General features: G+C 58.6%; 14 protein-coding genes and 1 tRNA gene. 5 read left to right on the forward strand and 10 right to left on the reverse strand.

Going from position 1 to position 15,414, the window contains the following annotated elements:
- Nucleotides 1-79: 79 nt before the first annotated feature.
- Nucleotides 80-2,887: a M16 family metallopeptidase gene (locus LBW87_RS11520; protein WP_225201609.1), complete on the forward strand. Its 2,808-nt coding sequence runs from the start codon at nt 80-82 to the stop codon at nt 2,885-2,887.
- 78 nt (nt 2,888-2,965) lie between these two features.
- Here the strand turns inward: LBW87_RS11520 and rpiA are convergent, their stop codons facing one another.
- The 3 genes from rpiA to LBW87_RS11535 all read right to left on the reverse strand — a co-directional run bounded on the left by rpiA (nt 2,966) and on the right by LBW87_RS11535 (nt 6,334).
- Nucleotides 2,966-3,637 carry a ribose-5-phosphate isomerase RpiA gene (rpiA, locus tag LBW87_RS11525; protein ID WP_225201610.1) on the reverse strand — a complete coding sequence of 224 codons (672 nt, stop codon included), beginning with the start codon at nt 3,635-3,637 and terminating at the stop codon, nt 2,966-2,968.
- 16 nt (nt 3,638-3,653) lie between these two features.
- Nucleotides 3,654-5,417 carry a cation:proton antiporter gene (locus tag LBW87_RS11530; protein ID WP_225201611.1) on the reverse strand — a complete coding sequence of 588 codons (1,764 nt, stop codon included), beginning with the start codon at nt 5,415-5,417 and terminating at the stop codon, nt 3,654-3,656.
- A 404-nt stretch (nt 5,418-5,821) separates the two neighbouring features.
- Nucleotides 5,822-6,334, reverse strand: a complete 513-nt coding sequence (locus LBW87_RS11535; protein ID WP_225201612.1) for an Lrp/AsnC family transcriptional regulator — start codon at nt 6,332-6,334, stop codon at nt 5,822-5,824.
- A 205-nt stretch (nt 6,335-6,539) separates the two neighbouring features.
- Between LBW87_RS11535 and LBW87_RS11540 the strand changes: the two genes are divergently transcribed.
- Nucleotides 6,540-7,682: a branched-chain amino acid ABC transporter substrate-binding protein gene (locus LBW87_RS11540; protein WP_225201613.1), complete on the forward strand. Its 1,143-nt coding sequence runs from the start codon at nt 6,540-6,542 to the stop codon at nt 7,680-7,682.
- A gap of 259 nt (nt 7,683-7,941) precedes the next feature.
- Here the strand turns inward: LBW87_RS11540 and LBW87_RS11545 are convergent, their stop codons facing one another.
- The 3 genes from LBW87_RS11545 to LBW87_RS11555 form a co-directional block, all read right to left on the reverse strand.
- Complete coding sequence (locus tag LBW87_RS11545) at nt 7,942-8,268, reverse strand: plasmid stabilization protein (RefSeq protein ID WP_225201614.1); 327 nt, start codon at nt 8,266-8,268, stop codon at nt 7,942-7,944.
- A gap of 149 nt (nt 8,269-8,417) precedes the next feature.
- The gene (locus LBW87_RS11550) at nt 8,418-8,651 is read right to left on the reverse strand and encodes a hypothetical protein (RefSeq protein ID WP_225201615.1); all 234 of its coding nucleotides are present in this window, start codon (nt 8,649-8,651) and stop codon (nt 8,418-8,420) included.
- Between the two features lie 24 nt (nt 8,652-8,675).
- Nucleotides 8,676-8,936: a hypothetical protein gene (locus LBW87_RS11555; RefSeq protein ID WP_225201616.1), complete on the reverse strand. Its 261-nt coding sequence runs from the start codon at nt 8,934-8,936 to the stop codon at nt 8,676-8,678.
- Between the two features lie 212 nt (nt 8,937-9,148).
- On the opposite strand from LBW87_RS11555, the gene LBW87_RS11560 reads away from it, so the two are divergent.
- On the forward strand, nt 9,149-9,661 hold the full coding sequence (locus tag LBW87_RS11560; protein WP_225201874.1) for a hypothetical protein: 513 nt from the start codon (nt 9,149-9,151) through the stop codon (nt 9,659-9,661).
- Between the two features lie 21 nt (nt 9,662-9,682).
- Here the strand turns inward: LBW87_RS11560 and LBW87_RS11565 are convergent, their stop codons facing one another.
- The gene (locus LBW87_RS11565; protein WP_225201617.1) at nt 9,683-10,870 is read right to left on the reverse strand and encodes a sensor histidine kinase; all 1,188 of its coding nucleotides are present in this window, start codon (nt 10,868-10,870) and stop codon (nt 9,683-9,685) included.
- A gap of 169 nt (nt 10,871-11,039) precedes the next feature.
- Here LBW87_RS11565 and LBW87_RS11570 point away from each other — a divergent pair, with 169 nt between their 5' ends.
- The gene (locus tag LBW87_RS11570) at nt 11,040-11,378 is read left to right on the forward strand and encodes a hypothetical protein (RefSeq protein WP_225201618.1); all 339 of its coding nucleotides are present in this window, start codon (nt 11,040-11,042) and stop codon (nt 11,376-11,378) included.
- A gap of 404 nt (nt 11,379-11,782) precedes the next feature.
- Here the strand turns inward: LBW87_RS11570 and LBW87_RS11575 are convergent, their stop codons facing one another.
- Both LBW87_RS11575 and LBW87_RS11580 read right to left on the reverse strand, forming a co-directional pair.
- Nucleotides 11,783-12,310: a GNAT family N-acetyltransferase gene (locus LBW87_RS11575; RefSeq protein WP_225201619.1), complete on the reverse strand. Its 528-nt coding sequence runs from the start codon at nt 12,308-12,310 to the stop codon at nt 11,783-11,785.
- A 104-nt stretch (nt 12,311-12,414) separates the two neighbouring features.
- On the reverse strand, nt 12,415-13,335 hold the full coding sequence (locus LBW87_RS11580; protein WP_225201620.1) for a site-specific integrase: 921 nt from the start codon (nt 13,333-13,335) through the stop codon (nt 12,415-12,417).
- Between the two features lie 642 nt (nt 13,336-13,977).
- Between LBW87_RS11580 and LBW87_RS11585 the strand changes: the two genes are divergently transcribed.
- Nucleotides 13,978-14,053: transfer RNA gene (locus LBW87_RS11585), tRNA-Thr, on the forward strand.
- A 205-nt stretch (nt 14,054-14,258) separates the two neighbouring features.
- On the opposite strand, the gene LBW87_RS11590 is transcribed toward LBW87_RS11585, so the two are convergent.
- Nucleotides 14,259-14,999: an OmpW/AlkL family protein gene (locus LBW87_RS11590; RefSeq protein ID WP_225201621.1), complete on the reverse strand. Its 741-nt coding sequence runs from the start codon at nt 14,997-14,999 to the stop codon at nt 14,259-14,261.
- Between the last annotated feature and the right edge of the window lie 415 nt (nt 15,000-15,414).

The raw sequence follows: 15,414 nt of genomic DNA on the forward strand, positions 1-15,414 counted from the left end.
CAGCTTGCCTGCCGCAGCGTTTTTTTTCGGCCCTGCACTACAATGCATGCTCCACCGTCGTCCTCTGCAGGAGAAACCGTTGCCCTTCCCCGTTCCGCGATTGTCCATCCTGGCCGGCGCCCTGTGCGCGGCCCTCGCCCTGTCGAGCCTGACCACCTCTTTCGCTTATGCCGACGACGCCAGCGCCAACCGGGCCAGCGTCGCCAAGGCTGGACGCAATGCCACCGCCAGCGCGCTGCCGCCTGGCGTGACGCAAGGGCCATCGGCCGAAGGCATCACCGAATATCGCTTCGCCAACGGCTTCAAGCTGCTGATGTTCCCGGACGACTCCAAGCCGACCGTCACCGTCAACGTCACCTACCTGGTCGGCTCACGCCATGAAAACTACGGCGAGACCGGCATGGCCCACCTGCTGGAACACCTGATGTTCAAGGGCACGCCGAGCTATCCCGCGATCCCGCAGGAGTTCAGCAAGCGCGGCATGAACTTCAACGGCACCACCTGGCTCGACCGCACCAACTATTACGAGACCTTCCAGTCCGGGGAAGACAACCTGCGCTGGGCCATCACGATGGAAGCCGACCGGATGATGAATTCGAACATCGCCCGCAAGGACCTCGACACCGAGATGACGGTGGTGCGCAACGAATTCGAAAGCGGCGAAACTTCGCCCACCAGCGTCATGCTCAAACGCATGCAGAGCATTGCCTACGACTGGCACAGCTATGGCCGCGCCACCATCGGCAACCGCAGCGACATCGAAAACGTCGGCATCGACAACCTGCGCGCCTTCTATCGCACCTATTACCAGCCCGACAATGCCGTGCTGCTGGTGGCCGGCAAGTTCGACCCGGCGCAGGTGCTGCAATGGGTGAACCAGAGCTTCGGCCGCATCGCCAAGCCCAAACGGAGTTTGCCCCATTTCTGGACCGCCGAGCCGACCCAGGACGGCGAGCGCCAGTTCGTGATCCGCCGCAAGGGCGATATCCAGCTGGTGGCGGTGGCCTACAAGATGCCATCCAGCCTGCATCCGGACACCAATGCGCTGGCCTTTGCCGGCGCCATCCTGGCCGATACGCCCAATGGCCGCCTGCACAAGTCGCTGGTCGAGAGCGGTCGCGCCAGCGGCGTCTATCACATGCAGCTCAACGGCGTAGCGCCCGGTTTGCAGATCATCGCTGCCGTGGTCAAGCCCGGTGTCGACATCACCCCGGTGAAGGACGAGCTGGTCGCCGCCATCGAATCGTTTGCCGCCACCCCGCCCACCGATGACGAGATCGGCCGCCTGCGACGCGAAAGCGCCAACATGTTCGAACAGCTGCAGAACAACCCGCAACAGATGGCCGTGACCATGTCGAGCGCCATCGCCCTGGGCGACTGGCGCCTGCTGTTTCTCGACCGCGACGCCGAGCAGCAGGTCACCAGCGCCCAGGTAGCGGCCGCCGCCGCAAAATACCTGCGCCGCGACAACCGCACCGTCGGCCTCTACCTGCCCGAAGAAAACCTGCAGCGCACCGAAGTGCCGGGCGCACCCACGGTCGACTCTCTGCTGAGCGGATACAAGCCGCGCCCGGCCGTGGCCGCCGGTGAAGCCTTCGAGCCGGCGCCAGGCAATATCGAGCAGCGCACCACCCTGGTACCGCCCGGCCTGGCTCCGCGCACGGCGCTGAAACTGGCGTTGCTGCCCAAGAAGTCGCGCGGCGCCACGGTCGCGGTACGACTCAATCTGGAGTTCGGTGACCAGCAGACGCTGTTCGGCCAGAAGACGGTGGCCCAGATGACGGCGGCCATGCTCATGCGCGGCAGCACCCAATTCGATCGACGCCAACTGGCCGATGAATTCACGCGCCTCAAGATCAGCGGCGGCGTGTACGGCTTCCAGACCACCCGCGACAACCTGATCCCGGCCATCAGGCTGGCCTCGGAGGTATTGCGCCATCCACGCTTCGATGCCGCCGAATTCGAACAGCTCAAGAGTGAAACGCTGGTCGGACTGGAAGCATCGCGCAACGAACCCGAGTCGCGCGCGGCAGAAGCCGTGGCGCTGCACTTCAACCGCTACCCCAGCGGTGACTGGCGCGCTGCGCAAACGCTCGACGAACGCATCGCCGCCACCCGCGCGGTGACGCTGGAGCAGGTCAAGGACTTCCACCGCCGGTTCTATGGCGCGTCGAACGGCGAACTGGCGATCGTGGGTGACTTCGATGCGGCAGCCGCGCGCACCGCCATCGATGAGGCCTTCGGCGGCTGGGCCAGCGCCGCGCCGTATGCCCGCGTGCTGCCGGCCTGGGCCGATATTGCTGCCACGCGCCAGGTGGTCGACACGCCCGACAAGGAAAACGGCGTCTACTATGCCCGCCAGAACGTCAGGCTGCTCGACAGCGACCCCGACTATCCGGCGCTGGCAGTGGCCAATTACCTGCTGGGCGGCGCCAGCCTGAAGTCACGCCTGGCCGACCGTGTACGCCAGCAGGATGGCCTGTCCTACGGCATCGCCTCGGGCCTGAACGTGGGCGCCATCAGTGACGCCGGCAGTTTCGTGGTGCGCGCCATCGCCGCGCCACAAAACCTGGACCGTGTCGACGCCGCCGTGCGCGAAGAAATCACGCGCCTGCTCAAGGACGGCTTTACCCAGGATGAGCTGCTGCGCGCCAAATCGGGCATCCTGCAGCAGCGCAACCAGCAGCGCGCGCAGGACAGCGGCATTGCCAGCGGCTGGACGTCGCTGCTCAACCTGGGCCGCACCTACACCTGGCAGCAGCAACTGGACCTCAAAATTGCCGACCTGACGCTGGCTCAGGTCAACGCCGCGGCCCGCAAGTATTTCGATCCGGCCAGGATGAGCGTAGTGGTGGCGCGTGACAGCAGCAAGGCGGCGCAGAAATAACACGTTGCCCGAATGACAAAAAAGGCGGTATCCGATCACCGGATACCGCCTTTTTTAATTAGTGCAACGACAACGTCGTCAGAACTCCAGCTTGCGCACGCCTTCCGCCGTGCCCAGCAGGCACACGGTAGCGCCCTTGCGGGCGAACAGGCCGTTGGTGATCACACCGACGATATTGTTGATCTGGTCCTCGATGGCCGCCGGATCGGTGATGGCCAGGCCGAGCACGTCGAGGATATAGCCGCCATTGTCGGTCACCACCGGCTGGCCGTCCTTGACGCGCAGGCGCGGTTCACCGCCCAGTGCGGCCAGCTTGCGGGCCACCACCGAATGCGACATCGGGATCACTTCCACCGGCAGCGGGAACTTGCCCAGCACCTCGACCAGCTTGGAGCCGTCGGCGATGCAGACGAACTTCTGCGCCACCGACGCCACGATCTTCTCGCGGGTCAATGCCGCGCCGCCGCCCTTGATCATGGCGCCGGCGCCATTGATCTCGTCGGCGCCGTCGATATAGACCGGCATGGTCTCGACTTCATTGAGGTCGAACACGGTGATGCCATGCGAGCGCAGGCGCTCGGCCGTGGCTTCGGACGAGGCCACGGCGCCCTTGATGCGGCCCTTGATCTTGCCCAGCTCATCGATGAAGAAATTGGCAGTGGAGCCGGTGCCCACGCCGATGATCTGGCCATCGACCACGTATTCGATGGCGGCCCTGGCGACCGCCTGCTTGAGTTCGTCTTGCGTCATGATTTTCAGTTAAAGGTTAATGCACATCTTCCGGTTGCTCGTCCAGCGTCTCGAACAGCGCAATCTGCAATCGCGAATGCAACTTGACCAGCCTGCTCCACAGCAGCCACAACAGCCCTGCCGCGCCCGCCAGCACGAAGGCCAGCAAGTTGAGCGGCGGCAGGATGCTGGCGCTGAGCACGAAGATCAGCAGCATGATGCCAACGATCGACATGATCGGCACGATTTCCGAGATGATACGCCGCACGCCCGAAGTATAAGCCCCGGCGAACTCGGGCTTGACCCCGACCTCGGCCAGCAGCATGGACAGCGCCTGCAGCTTGCGGTAAGTGGCGATCAGGAAAGGCAGCGACAACAGCAGCGCGCAGCCCCAGATGATGGCCTTCTGCACGTCGGCATCCGGGGTCCAGGCCGACAATTGCTTGCTCAGGCCCTCCACGAAGAAGGCGCCGGCCAGGAAGATCGCAATCACCAGCGCGATATTGACCATCACCTGCATCAGGATGCGGCGGATGATCTTGCTCAGTTCGGCCCGGTCGCCCTGCGGCTGCAGGCTGGCCAGCCAGCTCGAATACATCCCCAGCAGGCTCGACACCTTGCGCGGCACCAGCTTGACCGCCTGCGCCGAGAGCGGATCGGCGGCCTTGATCAGGTAAGGCGTAAGCAGGGCCGTGATGGCCGACACCGCCACCACGATCGGGTACAGAAATTCGCTGGTCACCTTCAGGCTCACTCCCAGCGCGGCGATGATGAACGAGAACTCGCCGATCTGCGCCAGCCCCATGCCGACCCGCATCGGCGTGCGGCCGCTTTCACCCGCCACGAAGGTACCGAGGCCGCAACTGATCAGCTTGCCGAACACCACCGCCAGCACGATGACGGTGATCGGTTGCCAGTATTGCACCAGCACGTTGGGGTCGAACAGGAGGCCGATGGCCACGAAGAAGATCGCCGAGAACATGTCGCGGATAGGTTCGACCAGGCGTTCGATGCGATGCAGCTGGCGCGATTCGGCCATCACCGCACCCACCAGGAACGCGCCCAGCGCCACGCTGTATTGCAGCTTCATGACCAGCAGGCAGAAACCGAACAGCACGCCCAGCACCGCCACCAGCAGCATCTCGTTGCTCTTGAAGCGAGAGATGAAGCCGAGCAGGCGCGGCACCGCCAGGATCCCCACCACCAGCGACACGATCATGAACAGCACCAGCTTGCCGACAGTGGTGAAGACATCACCCGAATTGACCGACCCACTGGTGGCAATGCCCGACAGCAGCGCGATCATGCCGATGGCCAGGATATCCTCCACGATCAGGATGCCGAAGATGATCTGGGCGAACTTCTCGTTCTTCATGCCCAGCTCTTGCAGGGCCTTGACGATGATGGTGGTGGACGACACCGCCAGCATGGCGCCGAGGAAGATCGCGTCCATCCGCTTCCAGCCGAAGTACAGGCCGATCTCGTAGCCGATCCAGATCATCAGCAGGATCTCGGCGGCCGCGCCGATGACCGCCGTGGCGCCCACCTTGGCCAGCTTCTTCAGGCTGAATTCAAGCCCCAGCGAAAACAGCAGGAAGATCACCCCCAGCTCCGAGAGGATGTGCACGGTCTTTTCATCCTGGATCAGGTCATAGGGTGGCGTATGCGGGCCGATGATCACGCCGGCTACGATATAGCCCAGCACCACCGGCTGCTTGAGCTTGTTGAAGACCACCGTGACGATACCGGCAATTGCCATGATGATCGCCATGTCCTGGATGAATAATTCGACTTCGTGCATCCGCGCTGTTTCCTTTCGGGTAAGGGGTAAAAAATGTTGATACCGGCCATGCGCCATTTTGCAGCGCCACTGCACCACGACGCACACTGCCTCTTGCGTAGTAGGCAGGCATTGCACCCTGCCTGCTGCGCAGGCCGCGGGCAAGACGGCTGTTGCGCCGCACAATAGGATGATCCGGGGTAGTCTGACTGATGCCGGCGTGGCCGCCGGTGCTGCCACTCTGTGGTGGCTCGTGTCGCTCTGGTTCACTTGTTATCGCCGCAATGACAACAAGGCTGCGCCTGGCGTCATCTGGATGAACCGAAAATAACACAATTGCCGGCCGCGCCGCAACGCGAAATCCCCTCGCAGGCACGAAAACTGCTAATCAGCCTGCGGTGGCTGGCACTAATTGAGTTAGTCGCTCAAAGCGGCACCCGGACCTGCACCTCGACGGCTTTCTCGTCGAAGGCGATGCGGGTGGTGAACTTGGCGCGCTTCATCGGAAAGCGTGACTGGAAGTGCCGTACGTTGCCGGAGCCGGAAATGACCCGGCGTACGAATTGGTAGTAAGCATCCATATCGATGACATGGACTGCCAGGAAATAATCGTATTCGCCCGAGACAAAGTAGCACTGCATGACCTCGGCCTCCTTGGCCATGCGCTGCTCGAAGTCCTGCATGTGCTGGTCGGACTGGTTGTTGAGCGAGATCTCGAGGAAGGCCAGCATGCCATAGCCGAGCGCGAACGGATCGACCATCGCCACCTCGGCGCTGATGATGCCGGCCTCGCGCAGGTCTCGGATGCGGCGCAGGCAGGTAGGCTGCGAAATATGCAGTTTTTCGGCCAGCACGCGGGTCGATATCTGATTGTCTTTCTGCAGCATGTTGAGCAGTTTGCGATCAACCTTGTCGAGCGTATGGTGTTTAGCGGCCATGGTCAAAAGAGGGGGTGAAATTTTTCGGCAGCACTGTCAAAAAAAACTTGGCGAAGCCGAATCTTATGTTGTACCGTCTGCATTATTCAGAAAGTCGGGGACGAAAGCAAAGCGGGACGCCCAGCCGCCCGAAGCGCATCTGAATAAGGCTAGCGTAGTGAGACAAAACATTAAAAGTGGTCAATTCAATCTACAGAGGAATTTTATGAAACTCAAGAGCGCAATTATTCCATTAACCGCTGCCATCGGAATGGCCTTCGCAGGTTCCGCGTTCTCGCAGGAAGTGATCAAGATCGCTCACGTCGGCCCCCTCTCCGGCCCCAACGCCCACATGGGCAAAGATAATGAAAACGGCGCCCGCATGGCCGTCGACGAATTGAACGCCAAGGGTTTCACCATCGGCGGCAAGAAGGTCAAGTTCGAACTGATCGGCGAAGATGACGCCTCGGATCCGAAGCAGGCCACTGCCGTCGCCACCAAGCTGGTCGACCAGAAGGTGTCTGCCGTGATCGGCCACCTGAATTCGGGCACTACCATCCCTGCCTCCAAGATCTACAGCGACGCCGGCATCCCTCAGGTCTCGCCTTCGGCGACCAACCCCAAGTACACCCAGCAAGGCTTCAAGACAGCCTTCCGCGTGGTGGCCAACGATGCGCAGCTGGGCGCCGTGCTGGGCAAGTACGCCGTGCAGAAGCTGGGCACCAAGCAGATCGCCGTGATCGACGACCGCACCGCCTACGGCCAGGGCGTGGCTGAAGAATTCGCCAAGGGCGCACAAGCTGCCGGCGGCAAGATCGTTGGCAAGCAGTTCACCAACGACAAGGCGACCGACTTCAACGCCATCCTGACCTCGATCAAATCCAAGAAGCCTGAAGTCGTGTTCTTCGGCGGCATGGACGCGGTTGGCGGCCCGATGCTGCGCCAGATGAAGCAACTGGGCATCACTGCCAAGTTCATGGGCGGCGACGGCATCTGTACCGGCTCGCTGCCGGGCCTGGCTGGTGACGGCCTGGGCGAAGACCAGGTGGTCTGCGCCGAAGCCGGTGGTGTGGACGAATCCGGCAAGAAGGGCATGGACGATTTCCGTGCCGAGTACAAGAAGAAGTTCGGCATCGACGTGGTCTATAACGCCGCCTACGCCTACGACGCCACCATGACCGTGGCTGACGCCATGGCCAAGGCCGGTTCGGCCGATCCGAAGAAGTACCTGTCCTCGCTGGCCAAGATCAGCCACAAGGGCGTGACCGGCACCATCGCCTTTGACGCCAAGGGCGACATCAAGGACGGTTCGCTGACCCTGTACACGTACAAGGGCGGTCAACGCACGCTGCTGGCTGTGACCAAGTAATCAATCAGTAACGGCCCGGCTTGGTCTGCCAACGGCAGGCGAAGCCGGGAAACGCTGCAGTTGCTGCCGTGTAGTGATTAGTGATTGCAAAAGAAAACGCCCGATGATTGCTCATCGGGCGTTTTGCATGGGGACCTGTCAAAGACAGGGTACTGCTGGCTGGTTTTCTTGCGAGCGAAGTTGAACTCACGGCCTCGTGTTCAACTTCCCCGACTGGTTTCTTCGATCCAACTGGCTGATCACTGATCGTCGATAGTCGTCAGCGGGAGAGCGCCTTTTCCAGCGCTGCCTTGTTCATCCCTGAGCGACCACGCAGATTTCGAAAGCGTGCCTCTGCGTACAACTGCGTATAAGTCCGGCCTCCGGCCCCTTTGTGGGACCTTAAGCCGCCTCGCCTGGACGACGAAATATCATCCAGCGAAGTCTTGCTGGCCGTCTTAGACTCGCCGTTGCGCGCCCGCTCCTTGTTGACGGTACGCGCTGCGATTTCCTCAGCCTGCTTCTCGTTACCGGTTCGCTTGAGCACGCCAGCCTTGACATGTTCAAACTGGCGCTCTCGCTTGCTGCTCCAGGCTGCCTGCGGCATGATGGCCTCCGCTTTCTGGTGATCGGAGACATCATGTTAGCCGGCGATGCCGCCCGGCACTATCCGACGGTCGCTGATGTTGATGTAGGAGCCAGGCGCAGGCGTTGCCAGCAAAGACCTACATCTCACCCAGACGCACTGTTAATAAATTAGAAACGCCGCCGCGGGTATTCCACCTCGAAATCACGCTCCATCGACTCCAGCACTTCGCGGTAAGCCTGATGAAAGACAATGCCGGCCCAGGCGATGCCGAGGATGCTCTCGCCAGCGGCGCCCGGCGGATGGGGCAGGAACTCCATGCCCCCCGCGTACTGGGGATGCGCTTGCAAGCGGCGGTTCATCTCCACGATGTAGCCGTCTTCACTTACTTTTTTCCTGGTCATGGCTGGCTCCCTGTCAGTCCCGACTTATTCATCGATACCATTTTGCGCTTCGATCTCTTCTTCGATGAGAGTCTTGACCGCGCCCACGACCTCCGGCTCGCCAAAGCCGGCGCGCTGAAAACTTCCGGCCAGATGGCCCTTGGGCGAGTCATCGCGACTGATGTCGGCGTTCCAGTTGATGGTATCGCCCAGGGTAAACCGGGCGACATAGCTATATTTCTCGCCACCGACTTCGCGGGTGTAGTCGGCACTGAAGCTCCTGAATTGTTCGGTGTTGTGCGGCATGTCTGCTCCATTTCTTATTGAATAAGCACGCCCCTGATAATTATTATTAAATTAACATTTCGGCGTCATAGGTGGGTATGACCATGAAGATGCCATGAAATTCGATTCCACACGGAAACAATCTTCAAATAGGTTAACCGGAGGAGCACCAAACCTTTAGCGAAGGTGCGGGTCCAATGCTCAACATCAAATCGACCGAAAGCCCTGACACCATGAAAAAAATGATGCATGCCTTCGGCATCGTGCACAGCGTGATCGCCATCCTGTTTGCCCTGGGCGCGATCGCCCTCATCGTCATTGCCGCACGCATGGGCTTCATGGCGGTGATGGATGGTCTCGGCTTGCCGCAGGCCCAGGCCCTGATCGAAGCCATCGGCATCCTGGCAGCAGCCGTGGTGGCGTTTCAGATCGCCGAGACCATTACAGAAGAAGAAGTCGTGCGCGACGCCAACATCAGCGCGCCGACCCGGGTACGCCGCTTTCTCTCGCGTTTTTTTGTGGTGGTGATCGTGGCCTTGGCCATTGAAGGGCTGGTGGCCACTTTCCGCGCGGTGCACGAAGACCTTGAGCAGCTGTTATATGCCGGTGCGCTGCTGGCCGGCACGGGCGTGTTGCTCACTGGATGGGGCTTGTTCGTTCACCTCAATCGCTCGGCCGAAGAGCTGGAACCTGACGCCATGGCCGAGGCCAAGCGCGAAGACAAGAAGATCGACAAACAGGATTGAACGTACCAGCACGGCCAGCGATCAGGTTGCTGCCATGGCGAACTCGAAGACGGTTTCCTGATCGGTGGAACGCACGTCCAGCCGGGCACCGTGAGAGCGGGCGATTTCCGCCACGATGAACAGGCCCAGCCCCAGGCCGCGGTGCCTGTCATTGCCATTGCCACGCCAGAAAGGCTTGAAAAGCTGGCCCAGCTTGTGTTCCGCAATGGCTGGCCCGCCGTTGGATACTGCCAGGTGGAACTGGCCGTCTCCCCACTCGACGTTGACGTGTACCGGCAGGCTGACGTCGCCGTGCGTCAGTGCATTTTTCAGCAAGTTGGACAGCACCTGCTCAATGCGACGAGGCTCGCAGAGCAGGCTCCCTGGATTCTTGACGTCGAGCGTAATGATGCATTGGGGATAAGCCATGCGCAGTTCGCCGACCACCTGTTCGAAGCGCTCGGGCAAATCAACGCACGGTTCCAGTGTCACGAGCATGCCCTCCCCCATGCGTCCGCGGGCGAAATCTCCGACGTCCTCCATCAAGGCATCGATACGATGAGCGCTGCGGCGAATTCGTTGCACGGTCGCCCGCACGGCCTCTGGCAGCTCTTGCCGCAGCAGCGCCGAGGTACCCAATACGATGGCAGTGAGGGGGTTGCGCACATCGTGACCGAGAATGGCCACGAACTGTTCGCGCAGTTCCGCGGTTTCACGCTCTCCCAGCAAGGCATCACGCGCGGCGAGCAATTCGGCCTCGCTATGGAGCTGGCGTGAAATCAATTCGGCAAACAGGTTCAGACTGGCGGTGATGCCCGATGCAGATAACGGCAAGGGTCGCGGATCCAGGCCACACAGGGTGCCAAAGTATTCACCATCGGGGCGAAATAGCGGCACCGAAAAATAACTTTGAAACCCGTAGATCCGGGGCGTGTGGTGATTCCGGTATTGTTCATTCTCGGCCACGTGATCGATCACGATAGCAGCCTGGGTATCTCGCACCTGTTCGCACAGTGTGGTCGTGACATCGAGCTGGTCGCCGATCTGGAGTCCGAACGACAGTTTGTCGAGCACGGCGCACGTTGTCCAGGAATTGGCCGTCACCCGCGCAACGCAGACGAAGCCCAGGCCCGTCATGGCGGCCACCGCCTCGAGAATGGTTGGAACGGCGCCGATCTGCTGGATGTTACGGATATCGGCACTGATGGCTGGGTCGGGAATGGAGGACATGGAATTTCGGGCTGGCTCAACAGTGTTTATCGTAGCATCCTGCGGCGGTTTTTACCGCGCCCGTCCGTGCCGGCCCTTTCGGATCGACTCTCCTAACTGGACACAGCACGGAACTGCTCTTCATCGGCATACACCTATAGGTTCATTTTCCATAACCGTAGGAGATTCCATGGCCAATTACATCGCAGCAAACGGACTTCCCGGTGGGATCGCCGCCGCTGTCATTGACGATTCCGCTTTGAAGAACAAGGGCACCAACGACATCCTCAACGACATCGCCAGCGGTCGCGTATCAGAGGGGGGGAAAGCGATGGCGGGTGAAGAGCTGCAGCGCCGTCTTGATAGCGGTGAAATCGGCCAGAACCTGTCCCCGGACGAAAAGGAAGAAGTGCAGAAGCTGCTCGACAGCATGAAGAAGGGCGACATCTCGCCCGATGGCGCCCAGCGCCTGCAGCAGCTGTTACAGCCGAGTGCGACAGCGGGTCACGATTCAGACGACATCCGATAAGCAATAAGTATCGGCTCGCCAGCGTAAGCTCCGCCTGATCTGACATGGATCAGGCGGGGATCTTGTGCTTTTGGGTGATGCTTCGTGGGATTGCGCGGTGTGATCCGGCTTTATATGCGCACTGGTTGATGGGCAAGGTGCCTGCCTTGAACTCGCCAGTGTCTTGCGCTGGAAGAAGAAAAAAGAAAGCGCTATAATTCCGCTCCTTCAGCTGATGTAGCTCAGTTGGTAGAGCAACTGATTCGTAATCAGGTGTCGCGCTTCAGTGAAGCCCGGCAACGAGTTCGGCGGTTACGACAATCCCGATTTCAATGAAAAAGCCCGCGCAAGCGGGCTTTTTTGCGACTTCCGGCCATCCAGATTTCGATAAACAAAGCTCGCGTAAGCGGCTTTATTTATTACGATTATGCGGCTAGCTGCACTGAGCCCGGTACTGGGTCAAGTGGCAGAAAATTATCACCGACCTCTTTGACAAGCTGAAAACCGCGAGCGTAGTAATTTGACAAAGCTGCTGGATGATCCAAGCTACAAGTGTGCAGCCAAATTTCGGTAACGCCGAAAGAAAACCCATATGCCAGCACCGACTCCAGCGCCGCTCGGCCCATACCTCTTCCCTGAAACTGCGGTAGTAGACCGAAATTAACGATCTCTATTGCATCATCGGTACGCTTTAACTCCAAATACCCCACTGTAGTTGAACCTAACTGAATCTGCGAAATTCGGATATTAGGTTGGCCTAGGTATGCTTCCCATGCATGCTGGTTCCAGCAAACCCGATAAATATTCCAGTAGTGTGGCTCACCGACTTCCGCGTATAAGGCCGCACACAATTGCGCGTTCCGTAGAGGGATAATTAATAGCTTCGTTGTCAAAGCAGCTCGCCTTAACAAATAGTCACTTTGATTTATCTTTAAGTATGTTGTCTTGATCATTTCCGGGCCTATGCGAACTTTTCCCATCGCGCTTGAAGCGCATTGATCTTGTGTGACAACGCATGCTTATCAGTTCCATCTCAATTGAGTAGCGAACTCAGCCCTCAACTGGAAGGCAATATCATCGAAGGCAAATTTGCGGCAAATACAGAAAGGTAATGTTGCGAAAAATGAGCGTAGCGTCGCACCATATCGAAGGATTCCCACCCACCAAGTTCCTGCAAAGCCAGAAGCGGCGTGCCGCTCTGCACATGCCAACTCGCCCAAGTATGGCGTAAATCGTGCCACCGAAAATCCTGAATCCCGGCGCGCTCCAATGCTTGGTACCAAGCAGCCGTACTAGCCTGGATGATCTTGTTTCCTCTGCAAGTAAAAACGTAGACTGGGTGTGCACCGTGTCGAGCCAACAGCACGCGCATCGCGTCCTCATTCAAGGGGATAGTTTGAGGATTGGGGATGCCACGTGAGGCCCAATAGCTTTTCCTGTTAAAACGGGCCTCCTCCAAGTTCTTAGAGACATACTTGCTGATGTAGCTGGCGATGCGGTGAGCGGTGTTGCGGCCACGTGGCCTAGTGAAATCAGCATTGCCATTGTCCTTTCCAACGACTCGACGCCACATAGAGCGAATCAAGTTCCAGCTTCTTACACGCATTCCGTGTTCATTCTTGAGCCATGCAGGAAATTGCTGACATGCGATATGCACATGTAACGCGCCTCGCTGGTGGACTTCCAAGGTGGCGACATAGTGGAACTCGCCCAGGCTGCGCAGACGTTCCCTGAATGCCTTAAAGTCAGCCTTGACGCGGGCATAGTCGGTCATGCATTCCCGATAGGTCAGAGTGAGCGAACAATCAGCCTCCAGCATCTTCGCCAGCCTGCGCACTTTTGTCTTTGCGCGACGAGCTGCGGCAATGCGTGCCTTCTCATGATCACCTTCGCCACGTTTGGTAGTTTCCGCCGCTTCTGTTGCGTGACCGAATATCTGCCCGTCGCTATATGTTTCGTAGCTCTCATCTAGGAACACTTCTACGCCCTTCGGAAATTCCGTTACTGTCAGCGTCTTCCAACGGATTGCGTCTGTCCCTGCGAAATAGGAGCCAAGAGCCCCTTGAAGATTTGCATTGGCGGTAGCCTTGTCTATACTCGTCGTAAGTACAATTTCCCCTAAAGATTGGTTGTGTGAGCCCGGCAGCGTTGGCGCGCTGATCCGGGTATTTTTACGTCCATCGAAACCCTGTTTAAAACCACTGGATAAAGTCGATTACCACACGCCACCAGCTGCCGCAAAAACGGTCTTTTTTCTCATTTTCCTTAAGTGTTCTAGGTACAAGTCTAGGCGCTCGCTTCGCTCGCGCCGTCCTCGCAAGCTGCGGGCGGCGCGCTCAGCAGCGCCCTTCCTCCAAAGCATCCAGCACCACCGGCGTCATATCGCCGCATGCTTGTTTTCCGGCTACGCAGTGCGCTACGCGCAGGTCTACCGACCCGGCTGCTACGGAAATGGGGATTGCCTCAAGCGACTCTTGACCGTTACACCAAAGGTCAGCGCCTGCCCGACTACATGACAGCCAAGAAAATGGCTGATGAAGCCGGCGTTAGCTATGGGGAAATGTTCGAGGTACTTGCTCTAGAAGAAGAAAAAAGAAAGCGCTATAATTCCGCTCCTTCAGCTGATGTAGCTCAGTTGGTAGAGCAACTGATTCGTAATCAGTAGGTCGACGGTTCGATTCCGCCCATCAGCACCATTTATAAGGCTTCCAGGCTTACGCCTGGAAGCCTTTGTGCTATTCAAATCGCCTTTCGGCTCTCACGAAAGCAAAATCTCTACGCCCCAAATGAAAACGCCCGCAGTTCAACCCACGGGCGTTTTCTTGAACAAAGGAGTCGCCAAGGCTTTGTCAGCACTCTGAAACGCCTCGTGACACTGTTTCTACCTCTCCAATCACCTAATCAGAATTTGTAACCGACCGACAGGAAGGTCACGATAGGATTCAACGTCAGGCTGGTTGAGGACTTGACTTGTACATTGTTTGGCAAAGTCGTCGTGATGTCAGCCTTGGTCTTCAGAGGAATGTACGCAACCGAAAAACCCAGGGACCAGTTCTTGTCGAAGTTGTAGGTTGCACCAACGTTCAGGACTGGCGCCCACGAGGAGTTCAGATCCGCAGTCGACTTGGCTCCCGGAACGCCGGCAAACCTGGTCGACAAGGTGCGCTGGAATTGGCTGCTCAGCTCAACATCAGAGTACCAAACATACGACACACCAGCGCCAACGAACGGACGGAACTGGCTGTTGCCATCGCCGAAATACCACTTCGCGATAACCGCAGGACTCCATTGTTTGGCCTTGCCAACTTCACCAACACCCGCCAGCGTACCAGTACCGGTCAACTTGAAGGTCGGGGGAATACCGACGTCGGTAGTTACAGCAAAGTTATCGGTAAAGAAGTGCGTGAATGCGAGACCCAGGGTATCTGCATTACCAACGCTGGCGCCGGTGCCGGCGACAGGGCCGGCGAACGCTGCAGGGCTATTGATACGCAGCGTTTCGCTCGAATCCTGAGGAGCCAGATGGAACCAGCCCAGATTGACAATGTTGCTGCCAGCTGTTTGCGCCATGGCCGGTGCGGCAAAAGCAGCACCGATGGACAGCACAGCGATTTTAGACAAAAGGGAAAATTGTTGTTTCATGTGTCGCCTCAAAATGTAAAGGGCTACGCCCCCCCGTTATATAAATTGTCCCGACTCGACTATTGGCCGATTAAGGACATCGCGAACTGTATCAGGATCGGCGGCGGCATTCGCATTCAACAACGAAAATTCCGCTCCGCCATTCCAAATCGAGCCGCGTCCTAATTGGCGTTGCGGGCGACTAAATTTCTGAATTGCGGAGAAAAAAAAACGCTAACCATTTGATTTTTATTATTTTTCCCGCAGATTCGTCATCAGTAGGTCGACGCTTCGATTCTTCACATCGCACCAGTCTATAAGGGGTTCCGGCTTATGCTGCCCCCCCCTTTGGGCTTATTCGAGGCCAATTGGGTTATTCCCGAAAAATTTTGGCTCTCCCGGCCAGGTTTCCACTTCAAATGATCAACATAAAAAC

Origin of the sequence: Herbaspirillum sp. alder98 (genome assembly GCF_020179755.1) — a bacterium.
Lineage (GTDB): Bacteria > Pseudomonadota > Gammaproteobacteria > Burkholderiales > Burkholderiaceae_D > Herbaspirillum.

Coding starts and splice junctions, on each gene's coding strand:
- LBW87_RS11570 (WP_225201618.1), top strand. CDS start 11,040: ATGGCCAATTACATCGCAGCAAACGGACTTCCCGGTGGGATCGCCGCC.
- LBW87_RS11540 (WP_225201613.1), top strand. CDS start 6,540: ATGAAACTCAAGAGCGCAATTATTCCATTAACCGCTGCCATCGGAATG.
- LBW87_RS11560 (WP_225201874.1), top strand. CDS start 9,149: ATGAAAAAAATGATGCATGCCTTCGGCATCGTGCACAGCGTGATCGCC.
- LBW87_RS11530 (WP_225201611.1), bottom strand. CDS start 5,417: ATGCACGAAGTCGAATTATTCATCCAGGACATGGCGATCATCATGGCA.
- LBW87_RS11550 (WP_225201615.1), bottom strand. CDS start 8,651: ATGACCAGGAAAAAAGTAAGTGAAGACGGCTACATCGTGGAGATGAAC.
- rpiA (WP_225201610.1), bottom strand. CDS start 3,637: ATGACGCAAGACGAACTCAAGCAGGCGGTCGCCAGGGCCGCCATCGAA.
- LBW87_RS11565 (WP_225201617.1), bottom strand. CDS start 10,870: ATGTCCTCCATTCCCGACCCAGCCATCAGTGCCGATATCCGTAACATC.
- LBW87_RS11590 (WP_225201621.1), bottom strand. CDS start 14,999: ATGAAACAACAATTTTCCCTTTTGTCTAAAATCGCTGTGCTGTCCATC.
- LBW87_RS11575 (WP_225201619.1), bottom strand. CDS start 12,310: ATGATCAAGACAACATACTTAAAGATAAATCAAAGTGACTATTTGTTA.
- LBW87_RS11555 (WP_225201616.1), bottom strand. CDS start 8,936: ATGCCGCACAACACCGAACAATTCAGGAGCTTCAGTGCCGACTACACC.
- LBW87_RS11545 (WP_225201614.1), bottom strand. CDS start 8,268: ATGCCGCAGGCAGCCTGGAGCAGCAAGCGAGAGCGCCAGTTTGAACAT.
- LBW87_RS11535 (WP_225201612.1), bottom strand. CDS start 6,334: ATGGCCGCTAAACACCATACGCTCGACAAGGTTGATCGCAAACTGCTC.